We start from the raw sequence: 13,409 nt of genomic DNA, 5'->3' as shown, positions 1-13,409 counted from the left end.
GGCCCGGCCCCACCTTCCTTCAGAAAACCCGAAACCGCCCTGCGGCTCAGCCGATAAGACGCCGCACCACGCCGGGCAATTCGTCGTAATGCGCGATCACGGCCTCGGGCTTCAGCGCCGCCACCGCCGCCCCGCCGGGGCCGAACCCCACCAGCACCGAGGGCACCCCCGCCGCCCGCGCGGTATCGTGATCCGTCACCGTATCCCCCACCATCAGCGCACGGGCCGGGTCGCCCCCCGCCCGTCGCACCGTTTCGCGCAGATGCTCGGGGTCCGGCTTGCGCACCGCCAGCGTATCCGCGCCCGTGAGCGCCTGAAACGCGCCGAGCACCCCCAACCGCTCCAGCAGGATACGCGCCAGACGCTCGGGCTTGTTGGTGCAGATCGCTACGCGATAGCCCTCCGCGCTCAGACACTGAACCGCCGCCATGGCACCGGGATAGAGCACCGTGTGCACGTCAATCGCCTGCGCATAGGCCTCCAGCAGCACCGGGTAATAGCGGTCGATGGTGGCCTCATCCCCGGCCCGGCCCAGCCGCTCCATCCCCAACCGCAGCATCGCGCGCCCGCCGCGCAGGGCCACGCCGGTGTCGGTCTCCAGCGTCAAGAGATCGCCCGCGCCCATATCGCGAAAACAGGCATTGGCCGCCGCCAGCAAATCGCCGCTCGTATCCGCAAGCGTTCCATCCAGATCGAATACCACCGTGCGCATGCCTGCTCCCTCGCCGCTTCACGCCAGCGGATAGAGCGACCCCGCCCGAATTACAAAGGTAAATGCACAGGCCCTACTCGGCCAGCCGGTATACCTGCAACTCCGGCAGCGCCGTCAGCGCCGCCCCCAGGGCGCGAAACCCCGCCAGCGACAATTGGCTCCCCGCGCCGCGCTCGGCCTCGAGCGGAATGAGGTCCACCGCCACCGATTGCCCGGTCGGCGCATAATCCACCCGCCCACGTCCCGGCGCATCGACCAGAGGCGTCTTGAGCCAGAGCCCCGGCTCGGCCGGCGATCCAAGCGAGGCCACGGTCGTGCCCAGCGCCCCCGCCGGTGCCGTGGCCGCCTCGACGCGCGCCGCCTGCCGCTCCTCCGGCGTCGTTTCATCCAGAGTGTCCGGCGTCATCGGCACCACCACTTCGGGCTGAGGCTCTGCGCGCGGGCCGAACAGCCGCTCCACCTGCGCACAGCCCGCAACACCCAAAACCGCCAAGATCACGATCAAATGTCTCATTTGTCCACCCTACCCGCCCGCACTTGCCCCTTCAACGGCCAACTTGTCCCTTGCCCCGCCTCGCCCCCCCGCCTAGATTTGCGCCATGACAGCACCTCTGATAGACCCGTTCCAGCGCGCCATCTCTTACCTGCGTGTCTCCGTGACAGACCGCTGCGACTTCCGCTGCGTCTATTGCATGTCCGAGAACATGACCTTCCTGCCCAAGCGCGAATTGCTCACGCTCGAGGAACTGGACCGTCTGTGCTCGACATTCGTGCGCATGGGGGTGCAGAAACTGCGCATCACCGGCGGCGAACCGCTGGTGCGCAAGGGCATCATGACCTTCTTTGACGCGATGACCCGCCATCTGGCGACGGGCGCACTCAAGGAACTGACCCTCACCACCAACGGCAGCCAGATGGAACGCTTCGCGGGCGATCTCTATGCCGCAGGCGTGCGCCGGGTGAATATCTCGCTCGATACGCTCGATGACCAGAAATTCGCCGACATCACCCGTTGGGGCCGCTTGGCCCAAGTGATCAAGGGCATCGACGCCGCCCAAAATGCCGGGCTGCGCGTCAAGATCAACACCGTGGCGCTCAAGGGCTTCAACGAGGACGAACTGTTCACCCTGACCGAATGGTGCGCGTCGCGCGACATGGACCTCACCTTTATCGAAGTCATGCCAATGGGCGATATCGGCAATGAGGACCGCTTGGGCCAATACTGGAAACTCTCCGATCTGCGCGCGCGCTTGGGCGAACGCTTCACCCTCACCGAATTGACCGAGCGCAGCGGCGGTCCCGCCCGCTATGTGCGCCTTGAGGAAACCGGCCAGAAAATCGGCTTCATCACACCGCTCACGCATAATTTCTGCGAAAGCTGCAACCGCGTGCGCCTGACCTGCACAGGTGAGCTTTACATGTGCCTCGGCCAAGAGGATATGGCCGATCTGCGCGCGCCCCTGCGCAACAATCCCGCCAGCGACGCCATGCTGGAAGAGGCCATTCGCGCGGCGATCACCCGCAAACCCAAGGGGCACGATTTCGACTATTCGCGCCAGACCGTCGATGGCCGCGTCTCGCGCCACATGAGCCACACAGGCGGATAACCCCGCCCGCCTGCGCCAAAACCCGCAGGCTTCATCGTTGCCAAAATACTCAGTATCACCGCGCTGTCCCGGCGCGCGCCCTCAGCGCAGATGCGCAACCGCCTCGATCGTTCCGAAATCCACATACTGAAACAGCACAATCGCCTTGTCCTCGCGCGCCAGCGTAAAATCCAGCGCCAGCGGCTCACGGCTGTCCCAGACCGTAAGCGGCGTCATTTCCGTCACGATATTGGCATAGGTGATGGTTTTCCCCGCATTCTCGCCATGTTCGATGGCAACCGTTTCCTCGGGAATATAGCGCACCAACTGAACCGAAAGCGGCATGCTGCGCGCAGGCTCGGCCCGCGCCGCGATCTGCACCCGCTCCTCGTCCCGCGTCACCTCGACAGCAATGCCGTTTTGACCCGGCTCCCGGTGCTTGGCGATCAGCGCCTCGACATCCTCAAACCGCGTGCCCACGACATGATCGGCCCCGTTGATGATCATCTGCGGCGTGTAGACCATCTTGCGCTCAGCCGCCTTGGCATATCCGCGCTGCCGGGCACTGTTGTCGGGGCTGCCGAAACTGTCCTCCCAGCCGATGTAGTCCCAATAATCCACATGCAACGAGAGTGCGACCACATCCTTCCGCGCGGCGAGGTCCTGAAAATAGGCATCTGCGGGCGGACAAGAGGAACAGCCCTGCGACGTAAACAGCTCTACCACCACAGGCCGCTCTTGCGCGCCCGCCTGCACCGCCCAAAGGGACAAAAGCCCCACGATTACGCTCGCCGCCAGTTGTCGCATATCGTTCGTCTTCCCGTTCGGTGTGCTTGGTCACAGTCGGATCATATCATATCCGCGCCTCTTCGTATTTAGGCCGCGTGGCACGCAAAAACCAATCAACGTTTCGAGAGTCACAGGTGATTTACTGAAATATCGATCAATTGTGTGCAATAGTATACAAATATTCTCGCACCCCTCTTGATCGAGCGTTTCAAATCGGTCAGAAGCAGGGGCAAGTGATCCAGCCTCGACCATGAAAGGACGGCCCATGCCCATCAGCGTCGGACAAGACAGCGCCAAGACCCGCAAGACCCTCACCATCGGTGACCAGACCGTCGCCTATTATTCGATCACGGCCGCCGAAGAGGCCGGGCTTGGCGATTTCTCGCGCCTGCCCGCCGCGCTCAAGGTGGTGCTGGAAAACATGCTGCGGTTTGAGGATGGCAAGACCGTTTCGCTCGATGACATCCGCGCCTTCTCCGAATGGGCGGCGAATGGCGGCAGCGCCAATCGCGAACTGGCGTATCGCCCGGCCCGCGTGCTGATGCAGGATTTCACCGGCGTTCCGGCGGTGGTGGACCTTGCCGCGATGCGCGACGGCATTGTGGCTCTCGGCGGCGACGCCCAGCAGATCAACCCGCTCAATCCCGTGGACCTCGTCATCGACCACTCGGTTATGATCGACGAATTCGGCAACCCCCGCGCCTTCCAGATGAACGTCGACCGCGAGTATGAGCGCAACATGGAGCGTTACCAGTTCCTGAAATGGGGCCAGGGGGCGTTCAACAATTTCCGCGTGGTGCCGCCGGGCACCGGCATCTGTCACCAGGTCAATCTCGAATACCTGGCCCAGACCGTCTGGACCGACACCGACCAGAATGGCGAAACCGTCGCCTATCCCGATACGCTTGTCGGCACCGACAGCCACACCACCATGGTCAACGGCATGGCCGTCCTTGGCTGGGGCGTGGGCGGGATCGAGGCCGAGGCCGCGATGCTGGGTCAACCGATTTCCATGCTCATCCCCGAGGTTGTCGGTTTTGAACTGACCGGCCGCATGGTCGAGGGCACGACTGGCACCGACCTCGTGCTCAAGGTCGTGGAACTGCTGCGCAAAAAGGGCGTGGTCGGCAAATTCGTCGAATTCTACGGCGCGGGGCTCGATCACCTGCCGCTGGCGGATCGCGCCACCATCGCCAACATGGCGCCCGAATACGGCGCCACCTGCGGCTTCTTCCCGATCGACGATGAAACCCTGCGCTACCTGCGCAACACCGGGCGCGACGAGGCGCGCGTCGCGCTGGTCGAGGCCTATGCCAAGGAAAACGGCTTCTGGCGCGGGGCGGATTACGCCCCCGTCTACACCGACACGCTGCATCTCGACATGGGCAGCATCGTGCCCGCCATCTCGGGGCCGAAACGCCCGCAGGATTACGTCACCCTCGACAAATCCGCCGCTGCCTTCCTTGACGTCGTGTCGCAATATCGCGGCAAGGATGCCAGCCCCGCCGCCGCCGACATGGCCGCCGAAGGCCCGGCCACGGCCGTCGCCGCCGACCCGCGCAAATCGGTCAAGGTCAAGGGCGAAGACTATACCATCCGTGACGGCTCGGTCGTGATCGCCTCGATCACCTCCTGCACCAACACCTCCAATCCTTACGTGATGATCGGCGCTGGCCTCGTCGCCCGCAAGGCGCGCGCGCTTGGCCTCAACCGCAAGCCTTGGGTCAAGACCTCGCTTGCCCCCGGCTCTCAGGTCGTGTCGGCCTATCTCGAGGCGGCCGGGCTGCAAGAGGATCTCGATGCCGTCGGCTTCAACCTCGTGGGCTATGGCTGCACCACCTGCATCGGCAACTCCGGCCCGCTGCAAAAGGAAATCTCCGAGGCCATCGCCGAAGGCGATCTCATGGCCACCTCCGTGCTCTCGGGCAACCGCAATTTCGAGGGGCGCATTTCCCCCGACGTGCGCGCCAACTACCTCGCCTCCCCGCCGCTCGTCGTGGCCTATGCCATCGCGGGCGACATGAACATCGACCTGACCACCGAACCCTTGGGCACCGACAAGGACGGCAACCCCGTCTATCTCAAGGACATCTGGCCCAGCCAAAAAGAGATCGCCGAACTGGTCGAGCGCACCGTCACGCGCGAGGCGTTCCAGTCGAAATATGCCGATGTCTTCAAGGGCGACGAGATGTGGCAGGCCGTCGAGACCTCCGAAGGCGAAACCTATGATTGGCCCGCGCAATCGACCTATGTGCAAAACCCGCCCTATTTCCGGGGCATGGCCAAGGAGCCGGGCACCATCTCCAACATTTCCGGCGCGCGCGTTCTGGCGCTCTTGGGCGATATGGTCACGACCGACCACATCTCGCCCGCAGGCTCCTTCAAAGAAACCACGCCCGCCGGCAAATACCTGACCGAGCGTCAGGTGCCCGTGCGCGAGTTCAACTCCTACGGCTCGCGGCGCGGCAATCACGAGGTGATGATGCGCGGCACCTTCGCCAATATCCGCATCCGCAACGAGATGCTGGATGGGGTCGAGGGCGGCTATACCAAGGGGCCGGATGGCGCGCAGACCTCGATCTTTGACGCCTCCATGGCCTATCAGGAGGCGGGCACGCCGCTGGTGATCTTTGGCGGCGAACAGTATGGCGCGGGCTCGAGCCGCGACTGGGCGGCCAAGGGCACGGCGCTTCTGGGCGTCAAGGCGGTGATCGCCGAGAGTTTCGAGCGTATCCACCGCTCCAACCTCGTGGGCATGGGTGTCATCCCGTTCGAGTTCACCGGCGGCGACACGCGCAAGACGCTGGCCCTCACCGGCGAGGAAACCGTGGCCATTTCGGGCCTTGATACGATCAAGCCGCTGGCCGAGGTGCCCTGCACCATCACCTATGCCGATGGCAGCTCGAAGACGATCACGCTCAAATGCCGGATCGATACCGCGATCGAGATCGAATATATCGAGCATGGCGGCGTGCTGCATTACGTGCTGCGCAACCTCGCCAAATCCGCGGCCTGAGTTTCCACGCGGTCTCATCGACAGGGCGGCCCCTCATCCGGGCCGCCTTTTTCATATCCTGCGCAGAGTTCCGCCTGCGACGCCCAATTTCCGGCCATTCCCCGCCGGTCCCGCGCTCCTGATGCCATTGTGAGGTGATTCCCCTTTTTCCGTGATGCCCGCACCCCAATCTTGAGGGCAGGAGATTGAGAAAGGGTAAATCATGCGCACCACCGCACTCATCCTCGCCCAGGCCGGGCTGATCAGCCTGCTTGCTGTCTATGGGGCCTATGGCGACAATCCCAAGCAAACCGCCTGCCCGCTGCCCGCAATGACCACCGCGCAGGACTGTGCGGCACCGCAATGACGGGTGCCGTCGGAGCTTACGAAATCTGCGTACACTCCTTACAAATCGTAAGGTCGCGCGGTCTTGCGCCAAACGCCCCTAGCGCGCGGCCTCGATCGCAGGCAGGATCGTGCTCTGCATCACCCGCTCGGTGATCGGTCCGGCAAAGCGCAGCACGATATTTCCTTCGCCATCAATGACATAGGTCTCGGGCACGCCATAGACGCCCCAATTCAGCGCCATCCGCCCGGATTCATCCGCCCCCAGGGCGGCATAGGGATTCCCAAGTTCCTTCAGGAAATTCAAGGCGTTATCGGCCTTGTCCTTGTAGTTCACACCGTAAATCGTGATCCCGTCCTCGGCCAGTTTCTCAAGGTTGGGATGCTCTACCCGACAGGGCGCACACCAACTTGCCCAATAGTTCACCAGCTTGACCGTTCCGTCGCGCAAGTCACTGTCAGAAAATGTTTTTCCATCGCCAAGCGGCGTCACGACCACAGCCGGCGCCGCCTTACCGGCCAGCGCCGAGGGCAACTCGTTGGGATTGTCCCGCTGCAACCCGACAAAGGCCAGACCGGCAAACGCGGCAAAGATCACCAGCGGCAGAACCATCATGGGGGAAAGCTTAGCCATTGGATTTCACCTTGCTTTCAACCTCTTGCAGCTCTTTCTTCACGCGATTGGACCGGCGCACGCTCAGCATCACCAGCACCACGATCATCAGGATCGACACCGCATAAGACGACAAGACCGCCTCTGCGTATTTCCCCAAATCCGGCATCATGCCCCCATCCTTTCGCGCGCCAAGAGCGCCCGCATCCGCCGCGCGCGAATTTCCGTTCGCGTCCGCATCAACACCAAGGCTATGAAAAGAAACACAAATCCCGCCATGCAGACCAGCAGCGGATACCAGAACACATCCGCCACATTCTCTTCCTTGTCGAGGCTGAGCGACGCCCCCTGATGCAACCCCTGGTTCCAGAAATTGACCGCATAACGGCTGAGCAGGGCAAAAACCGATCCGACAAGGCAAAGAATACTGGTCAGATCCGCAGCCGTGTCGTCATTCTCAATCGCTTCCCACAGGGCTATGTACCCGAGATAAAAGAGAAAAAGGATGAGAAAGCTGGTCAGACGCGGGTCCCAGGCCCACCAGGTTCCCCACATAGGTTGTCCCCAGATGGCCCCGGTCACCAGCGCAATCAGCGTCATCACCATCCCCACCGGCGCCGCCGCCCGCGCCGCCAGCGCGCTCACATGATGCCGCCGGACGATCCAGATCAGCGATGTGACCAACATCATCAACCAGGCATTGATTGCCATCAGCGCGCTCGGCACGTGTAAATAAATGATTTTTACCGTCGACCCTTGACGGTAATCCGCAGGCGTAAAGAAGAACCCCCAGATAAGACCGCTCACCAAGGTCACCGCCGCCAGCCCCGCGAACCACGGCAAGAGCCAGTCGGCGGTCTGGATGAATTTCTTGGGATTGGCGTATTCCCAGAATGCGTTCAGGTTCATCGTATTTCCCGTGTCATCAGCGCAGGTTCACTCTCAATACCGCAGCCGAGGCAAAAGGCAAAAGCGCGATGGTGCCGCAGGTGATCCCCGCCAGCATCAAGAGCGGGGTGGTCACGTCAAACCCCTCCGCGCCGCGCCGCGCCACCTCGGCCCCAAAAATCAATGTAGGCACATAGAGCGGCAGCACAAGCAGGCTGAGGAGCAGACCGCCACGCTTGAGCCCGACCGTCAGCGCCGCACCGAACGTGCCAATCACACTCAGCGCAGGCGTTCCAAGAAAAAGAGATATAATCAACCACTTATAGCCCGCTTCTGAGAGATTGAGTAAAAGACCCAACACCGGAGCCGCCGCCACCAATGGCAGGCCTGTGGTCAGCCAATGCGCCAATGCCTTGACGCTGACGATCCCCTCCATCGGAACGGGCGAGGTGGCCAATAGGTCAAGGCTCCCATCTTCCCAATCGAGGGCCAGTATACGGTCGAGCGACAGCAAACACGCGAGTAGCGCCCCCAACCACAGGACACCGGGCGCAATCACCGTCAAGAGCGCGCTTTGCGGCCCGACACCAAAGGGCACCAGCACCACGACAATCAGGAAAAACGACAGCCCGAGACCAAAGCCGCCGCCCGCGCGCATCGCAAGACGAATATCCCGGAGGAGCAACGCAATCACAGGAACGCCCCATCAAAATCGCTATTCGACAATGGCTTAGCCTTAAACGCCCCAACATCGAGCATCTGCGCCTCATTAAGCCCAAGGTCGATATGCGTTGCCATCAGCGCCATACCTCCCGTCGCCAGATGCGCGCGCACTGCATGGGCGAACATCGCCACGGCCTCGGTGTCTAGCGACACGGTCGGCTCATCCAGCACCCAGATCGCCCGCCCCGTCACCAAAAGCCGCGCCAATCCCAGCCGTCGCTTTTGCCCCGCCGAGAGCGCGCCCGCCGGACGGGTCGAGAGAGAGCCAAGCTTGAACGCCTCAATTGCTTGGGAATAGTCTTTTTTGCCAAAGACCTGCGCCCAGAAACTCAGGTTCTCCGCAACCGTCAGCGTCGCCTTGATCCCGTCTGCATGCCCGGCATAAACAAGACTTTCAGGCGGCACGTCGATCTGGCCTGAAATCGGCGGTTGCAAGCCCGCAATTGTCCGCAAGAGCGTGGTCTTGCCAATCCCGTTTGGCCCGCGCACCACAAGGGCCTGACCCTGGGTCAGCGTGAAACGCACCCCTTCCAGCACGGGTATCCCGCCGCGCGCAATGGTCAGATCAGAGACTTGCAGCATCATGCGCTGTGCTTAACCCAATGCGAGACCATGGAAAAGCACCATCGGCGCGCGGATCGTCACACCGGTTGCAACGCCACCGCCACCCGGCGCCCCTCAGACAAAAGCACATTATACGTTCGGCAGGCTGCGGGCGAATTCATCGTCTCCACGCCCAATCCCGCCGCTTCAAGATCATCTCGCAACCTTTTGGGAATATGCGCTATTTCCGCTCCAGTCCCGATAAAGATCACATCGACCTCCAGCGCGAGGGCCAGCAGCGATGCCGCATCGTCATAGCCACTCCATGTGCGCGCGCCCTTGGGCGTGACCAGAATGGCCCCTTCCATCACCTGCCCGGCCACCCGAAAGAACCCCGGACCATAGCCGTCAATCGGCGTCGCCCCGTCAAAGCTGATTTCCGTCATCCGCATCGCTTATCCTTCCGTCCCCCAGATCGGCAAACCGCTCACCACGGCCAGACCGATCACAGCATAGGCCGCCCAACGATAAAGCCGCTCGTGACGCGGGTCAAAGAGCGATTGGCCGAACAGCGACGTGATGAAGTAAGGCACCGCAAGTATCAGCGCCAAAAGGAAAATCTGGCCATTGATCGTCCCGCGCAAGAGCAGGTTCACCACAATCACCACATCCAGCGCCGCCAGAAAGAGGATCGTATTGGCCCGCACCGATTGCGCCACCGCTTGCCCGGCGAGGTAGAACAGGATCACCACCGGGCCCGTCAATCCTGTCAGCCCGCCGATCACCCCAGCCAACGCGCCAATCGCCACCAGCATGGGGCGTCCCACCTGCCCCGAGAACCGCCACCCGGTGATGAGCGCCGCCAAAGTCACGGTTCCAACAGCGGCGACCACCCAACGAATGCTCACCGGATCGAGCCGCGCCATGAGCCACAGACCGAGCGGCACGGTCACGAGCGCCGCAAGCGCCAGGATGCCCACCTCGCGCCGATCCGCCTGTGACCACGCCCGCGGCAACAGCGCAGAGGTGCTGGCAATGCCCGTCAGCGTGATCACCCCCACGATGATCTCCGGCGGCAGGAATATTCCCGCCACCGGCACAAAGATCAGCGCCGTGCCAAACCCGGTAAATCCTCGCACGATCCCCGCCAACGCAATCGCCAGCAAGAGCCATGGCAGCCCCGGCGTGGCCCAGACCGCGCTCAGCGTCTCAGGCATCTATATTGGCAAATTGCGTGCCCGCGTTGGCATCCGGCTTGGACCAGTCGCGCTTCACACCCAGCCACATCAGGATCGTGCTGGCCACGAAGATTGACGAATAGGTGCCCACGATCACACCCCAAATCATCGCAAAGACGAAGCCCCGGATCACGTCACCACCAAGGAAATAGAGCGCCAGCAGGGCCAGCAGCGTGGTCAGCGACGTCACCATGGTTCGGCTCAGCGTTTCGTTGATCGAGAGGTTGAGCACCTCGCGCAGCGGCTTCTGCTTGTACTTGCGCAGGTTCTCCCGCACCCGGTCGAACACCACCACCGTGTCGTTCAGTGAATAGCCGACAAGCGTCAAAAGGGCCGCGATGATCGCCAGATCGAACTGGATCTGCAATTCCGAGAAAACCCCCACCGTCAGCGCGACGTCATGCACAAGCGCAATGACCGCCCCCACCGCAAACTGCCACTCGAACCGCATCCAGATGTAGATCAACACCGCCCCGATGGCGAGGACAACGGCAAGCACCGCCGTCTGAATCAGCTCGCCCGACACTTTCGGCCCCACACTCTCGACCGAGGTGAACTGAATATCCGGCACCACCTGCTGCAACGCCCCTTCGACCGCCGCGATGGTTTCGGGTGTCACGCTCTCGGCTTCGTCCTGCGCCTGTATCCGCAGCATCGCCACATTCTCTTCGGGGCCAAAGGTCGGGTCGAATACCTCGGTGATACTTACATCGCCCAGCCCCAGATCGTTGATCGCGCCGCGATAGGTGCCAATGTCAACTGGTTCGGCGCTGAGCGTGCGGATCGTAGTGCCCCCCTTGAAATCAATGCCAAAATTTAGCCCCTGCACCGCAAAAGAGCCCAACGCCACAAGGATCATGACCCCGGAAATGCCCAACCACAGCTTCCACCGGCCAAAGAAATCCCAAGAGGTGGTTTCCGGCACGATCCGGAAACTGCGTCCGGTCAGGACCGTCTTGGGTCGCTTGCGCTCGAACCACATGACCGTGATCAGCCGCGTCACAAAGAGCGCGGTAAAGACCGAGGTCACAATCCCCAGCCCCAGCGTGATGGCAAAGCCACGCACCGGGCCAGAGCCCATGACATAGAGGATGAGCGCGGTCATGAAGGTGGTGATATTCGCGTCCACGATGGCGCTCATCGCCTTTTCATAACCCAGATCAATCGCCCGCGCCGCCCCCTTGGCCGATTTCATCTCTTCACGGATGCGCTCGAACACCAGCACATTGGCATCCACCGCCATCCCGATGGTCAACACGATCCCGGCAATGCCCGGCAGGGTCAACGTAGAGCCGATGAGACTCAACAGGCCAAAGATCAGACCGACGTTCACGATCAGGGCAAGATTTGCAAAAATGCCAAAGATGCCATAGCTCAGGACCATGTAGACCAGCACCAGCGCAAAGGCGACAAGACAGGCCAGCTTGCCCGCCTCGATACTGTCGGCACCCAGTTCTGGGCCCACCGTGCGCTCTTCGAGGAAATCAAGCCCCGCAGGCAGCGCTCCTGCGCGCAGGAGCACCGCAAGCTGCGTGCTGTCCTCGACATTGAAATTGCCGGTGATGATCCCCGATCCGCCGGGAATGTGGCTCTGGATCACTGGCGCACTGATGACCTCGCCATCGAGAACGATGGCAAAGGGATTGCCGATGTTTTCAGCCGTGTAATCGCCGAATTTGCGCGCGCCCGTGGGATTGAAGCGGAATGAGACCGCCGGTCGGCCATTCTGGTCGAAATCAGGCTGCGCATCGACCAGTTCCTCGCCGGTCACGACTGGCGCACGCTCGAGGATGTAGTAAACCCCGCTCTCATCGAGCGCGGGCAATACCTCGTTACCCGCCCCCGCCGGTGCATCGGCACTGGACGCGCGGCTTACGACCGGCTGAAAGGTCAGTTGCGCCGTGGTCCCGATCAGCGCCTTCAACTCGGCGGCACTGCCGATCCCCGGCACCTGAATCAGAATCCGGTCCGCCCCTTGCCTCTGAATTGTCGGCTCGCGCGTGCCCACCTCGTCGATCCGGCGACGGATGATTTCCAGCGATTGCCGCACGGTGCGGTCGTCGGTGGCACGCTGTTCGGCCTCGCTGAGGCGAATGATGACATCCGCGCCGTCGGTGGTCACGTCGATGTCGTTACCGCCGACGCCGGTCAATAGATCCGTGACGGGGCGTGCCAGCCCCCGCACCAATGCCGCCGCCTCACCCGCCATCTCGGGCCGCTCGACCAGCCGCACCCGCAACTCGGGCGCTTCGGTCTGTTGCAGCCGGATCGGCCCCACGCGATCCCGCTCTTCGCGCAAGAGATCGCGCACCTCGGGCCACATGCCCTCAACCCGCGCCTGATACACATCCTCGACCTTGACCTCGGCCAAGAGATGCGCACCGCCACGCAGGTCGAGCCCCAGATTGACAAGGTTGGACGGCATCCAATCAGGCCAGAGCGACAGATCCTCGGCCACCGCGGCCGGATCTCGTCCCGCCTCAACAGCGGCCACGGCATCGTTATGCCGCTCTACCCTGTCATAAAACCCGTTCGGCAGGGCCAGCATCAGACCAAGGGCCACCAACCCCCAGATACAGAGGCGTTTCCACAGGTCGATTTGCAGCATTTTCCCGCCCTTTCAGAGCTTTTTCGCAGGGGGCCGGGGGCTTAGCCCTCGGCGGGCTCGGTCTTGGACAGAACCTGTGCGATGGTGGCGCGCACCACACGTACCTTGATACCTTCCGCGAGTTCCACCTCGATCTCGCTGTCATCCTTGACCTTGGAGACCTTGCCGATGAGGCCGCCTTGCGTCACCACCTGATCGCCCCGGCGCAGCGCGCCGATCATGGCCTTGTGCTCCTTGAGCTTCTTCTGTTGCGGACGGATCAGCAGGAAATACATGATCGCAAAGATCAGAATGAGCGGGATAAACTGGCCAAAGGCTTCCATGGGGTGTCCTCTATTTGGGGCGTGAACAGGGGTTCACGAATTGCCG

General features: G+C 62.3%; 15 protein-coding genes. 3 read left to right on the top strand and 12 right to left on the bottom strand.

The window, feature by feature from the left end; genetic code table 11:
- Positions 1-46 precede the first annotated feature (46 nt).
- Together ROSMUC_RS02595 and ROSMUC_RS02590 are read right to left on the bottom strand one after the other, a co-directional pair.
- Positions 47-712, bottom strand: coding sequence for an HAD-IIIA family hydrolase (locus ROSMUC_RS02595; protein ID WP_037269204.1), 666 nt, complete (start codon positions 710-712; stop codon positions 47-49).
- Between the two features lie 73 nt (positions 713-785).
- On the bottom strand, positions 786-1,226 hold the full coding sequence (locus tag ROSMUC_RS02590) for a hypothetical protein (protein WP_037269202.1): 441 nt from the start codon (positions 1,224-1,226) through the stop codon (positions 786-788).
- An 85-nt stretch (positions 1,227-1,311) separates the two neighbouring features.
- Between ROSMUC_RS02590 and moaA the strand changes: the two genes are divergently transcribed.
- On the top strand, positions 1,312-2,319 hold the full coding sequence (gene moaA / locus ROSMUC_RS02585; RefSeq protein WP_037269201.1) for a GTP 3',8-cyclase MoaA: 1,008 nt from the start codon (positions 1,312-1,314) through the stop codon (positions 2,317-2,319).
- Positions 2,320-2,400: 81 nt separating this feature from the next.
- Here moaA and ROSMUC_RS02580 read toward each other — a convergent pair whose 3' ends face one another.
- Positions 2,401-3,105: a DUF1223 domain-containing protein gene (locus tag ROSMUC_RS02580; RefSeq protein ID WP_037269199.1), complete on the bottom strand. Its 705-nt coding sequence runs from the start codon at positions 3,103-3,105 to the stop codon at positions 2,401-2,403.
- 247 nt (positions 3,106-3,352) lie between these two features.
- Between ROSMUC_RS02580 and acnA the strand changes: the two genes are divergently transcribed.
- Both acnA and ROSMUC_RS20955 read left to right on the top strand, forming a co-directional pair.
- Positions 3,353-6,103 carry an aconitate hydratase AcnA gene (acnA, locus tag ROSMUC_RS02575; protein WP_037269197.1) on the top strand — a complete coding sequence of 917 codons (2,751 nt, stop codon included), beginning with the start codon at positions 3,353-3,355 and terminating at the stop codon, positions 6,101-6,103.
- Between the two features lie 202 nt (positions 6,104-6,305).
- Entirely contained in the window at positions 6,306-6,449 is a 144-nt protein-coding gene (locus tag ROSMUC_RS20955; protein WP_170062545.1) for a hypothetical protein, read from the top strand.
- 78 nt (positions 6,450-6,527) lie between these two features.
- On the opposite strand, the gene ROSMUC_RS02570 is transcribed toward ROSMUC_RS20955, so the two are convergent.
- From ROSMUC_RS02570 to yajC, 9 genes are read right to left on the bottom strand one after another with little or no spacing between them, the layout of a single operon-like run.
- Positions 6,528-7,061 carry a DsbE family thiol:disulfide interchange protein gene (locus tag ROSMUC_RS02570; protein WP_075571700.1) on the bottom strand — a complete coding sequence of 178 codons (534 nt, stop codon included), beginning with the start codon at positions 7,059-7,061 and terminating at the stop codon, positions 6,528-6,530.
- Positions 7,054-7,212, bottom strand: coding sequence for a heme exporter protein CcmD (gene ccmD, locus ROSMUC_RS02565; RefSeq protein WP_052115230.1), 159 nt, complete (start codon positions 7,210-7,212; stop codon positions 7,054-7,056). The genes ROSMUC_RS02570 and ccmD overlap by 8 nt, the downstream gene beginning before the upstream one ends.
- A complete protein-coding gene (locus ROSMUC_RS02560; protein ID WP_037269194.1) occupies positions 7,209-7,949 on the bottom strand; it encodes a heme ABC transporter permease in 741 nt (246 codons plus the stop codon). The genes ccmD and ROSMUC_RS02560 overlap by 4 nt, the downstream gene beginning before the upstream one ends.
- Positions 7,950-7,965: 16 nt before the next feature.
- Positions 7,966-8,622, bottom strand: a complete 657-nt coding sequence (gene ccmB / locus ROSMUC_RS02555; protein WP_037269192.1) for a heme exporter protein CcmB — start codon at positions 8,620-8,622, stop codon at positions 7,966-7,968.
- Positions 8,619-9,236 (bottom strand): heme ABC exporter ATP-binding protein CcmA, encoded by a 618-nt coding sequence (ccmA, locus tag ROSMUC_RS02550; protein ID WP_037269190.1) that lies wholly within the window; start codon positions 9,234-9,236, stop codon positions 8,619-8,621. Before ccmA ends, ccmB begins: the two co-directional genes overlap by 4 nt.
- Positions 9,237-9,292: 56 nt before the next feature.
- Positions 9,293-9,646 (bottom strand): Mth938-like domain-containing protein, encoded by a 354-nt coding sequence (locus tag ROSMUC_RS02545; protein WP_037269187.1) that lies wholly within the window; start codon positions 9,644-9,646, stop codon positions 9,293-9,295.
- Between the two features lie 3 nt (positions 9,647-9,649).
- Positions 9,650-10,411 carry a sulfite exporter TauE/SafE family protein gene (locus ROSMUC_RS02540; protein WP_037269185.1) on the bottom strand — a complete coding sequence of 254 codons (762 nt, stop codon included), beginning with the start codon at positions 10,409-10,411 and terminating at the stop codon, positions 9,650-9,652.
- On the bottom strand, positions 10,404-13,040 hold the full coding sequence (gene secD / locus ROSMUC_RS02535) for a protein translocase subunit SecD (RefSeq protein WP_037269183.1): 2,637 nt from the start codon (positions 13,038-13,040) through the stop codon (positions 10,404-10,406). The genes ROSMUC_RS02540 and secD overlap by 8 nt, the downstream gene beginning before the upstream one ends.
- Positions 13,041-13,081: 41 nt before the next feature.
- Complete coding sequence (gene yajC, locus ROSMUC_RS02530; RefSeq protein WP_037269181.1) at positions 13,082-13,363, bottom strand: preprotein translocase subunit YajC; 282 nt, start codon at positions 13,361-13,363, stop codon at positions 13,082-13,084.
- Between the last annotated feature and the right edge of the window lie 46 nt (positions 13,364-13,409).

This window comes from Roseovarius mucosus DSM 17069, from assembly GCF_000768555.3.
Taxonomy (GTDB): Bacteria; Pseudomonadota; Alphaproteobacteria; order Rhodobacterales; family Rhodobacteraceae; genus Roseovarius; species Roseovarius mucosus.
The sequence above is the reverse complement of the archived record's forward strand: the minus strand, read 5'-3'. Positions and strand labels throughout refer to the sequence as shown.

Excerpts from the sequence above, each read along its gene's own strand:
- ROSMUC_RS02590 (WP_037269202.1), bottom strand. The coding sequence starts at position 1,226 with ATGAGACATTTGATCGTGATCTTGGCGGTTTTGGGTGTTGCGGGCTGT.
- ROSMUC_RS02540 (WP_037269185.1), bottom strand. The coding sequence starts at position 10,411 with ATGCCTGAGACGCTGAGCGCGGTCTGGGCCACGCCGGGGCTGCCATGG.
- ccmA (WP_037269190.1), bottom strand. The coding sequence starts at position 9,236 with ATGATGCTGCAAGTCTCTGATCTGACCATTGCGCGCGGCGGGATACCC.
- moaA (WP_037269201.1), top strand. The coding sequence starts at position 1,312 with ATGACAGCACCTCTGATAGACCCGTTCCAGCGCGCCATCTCTTACCTG.
- ROSMUC_RS02570 (WP_075571700.1), bottom strand. The coding sequence starts at position 7,061 with ATGGCTAAGCTTTCCCCCATGATGGTTCTGCCGCTGGTGATCTTTGCC.
- ROSMUC_RS02545 (WP_037269187.1), bottom strand. The coding sequence starts at position 9,646 with ATGCGGATGACGGAAATCAGCTTTGACGGGGCGACGCCGATTGACGGC.
- secD (WP_037269183.1), bottom strand. The coding sequence starts at position 13,040 with ATGCTGCAAATCGACCTGTGGAAACGCCTCTGTATCTGGGGGTTGGTG.
- ccmD (WP_052115230.1), bottom strand. The coding sequence starts at position 7,212 with ATGATGCCGGATTTGGGGAAATACGCAGAGGCGGTCTTGTCGTCTTAT.
- ROSMUC_RS20955 (WP_170062545.1), top strand. The coding sequence starts at position 6,306 with ATGCGCACCACCGCACTCATCCTCGCCCAGGCCGGGCTGATCAGCCTG.
- acnA (WP_037269197.1), top strand. The coding sequence starts at position 3,353 with ATGCCCATCAGCGTCGGACAAGACAGCGCCAAGACCCGCAAGACCCTC.
- ROSMUC_RS02560 (WP_037269194.1), bottom strand. The coding sequence starts at position 7,949 with ATGAACCTGAACGCATTCTGGGAATACGCCAATCCCAAGAAATTCATC.
- yajC (WP_037269181.1), bottom strand. The coding sequence starts at position 13,363 with ATGGAAGCCTTTGGCCAGTTTATCCCGCTCATTCTGATCTTTGCGATC.
- ROSMUC_RS02595 (WP_037269204.1), bottom strand. The coding sequence starts at position 712 with ATGCGCACGGTGGTATTCGATCTGGATGGAACGCTTGCGGATACGAGC.
- ROSMUC_RS02580 (WP_037269199.1), bottom strand. The coding sequence starts at position 3,105 with ATGCGACAACTGGCGGCGAGCGTAATCGTGGGGCTTTTGTCCCTTTGG.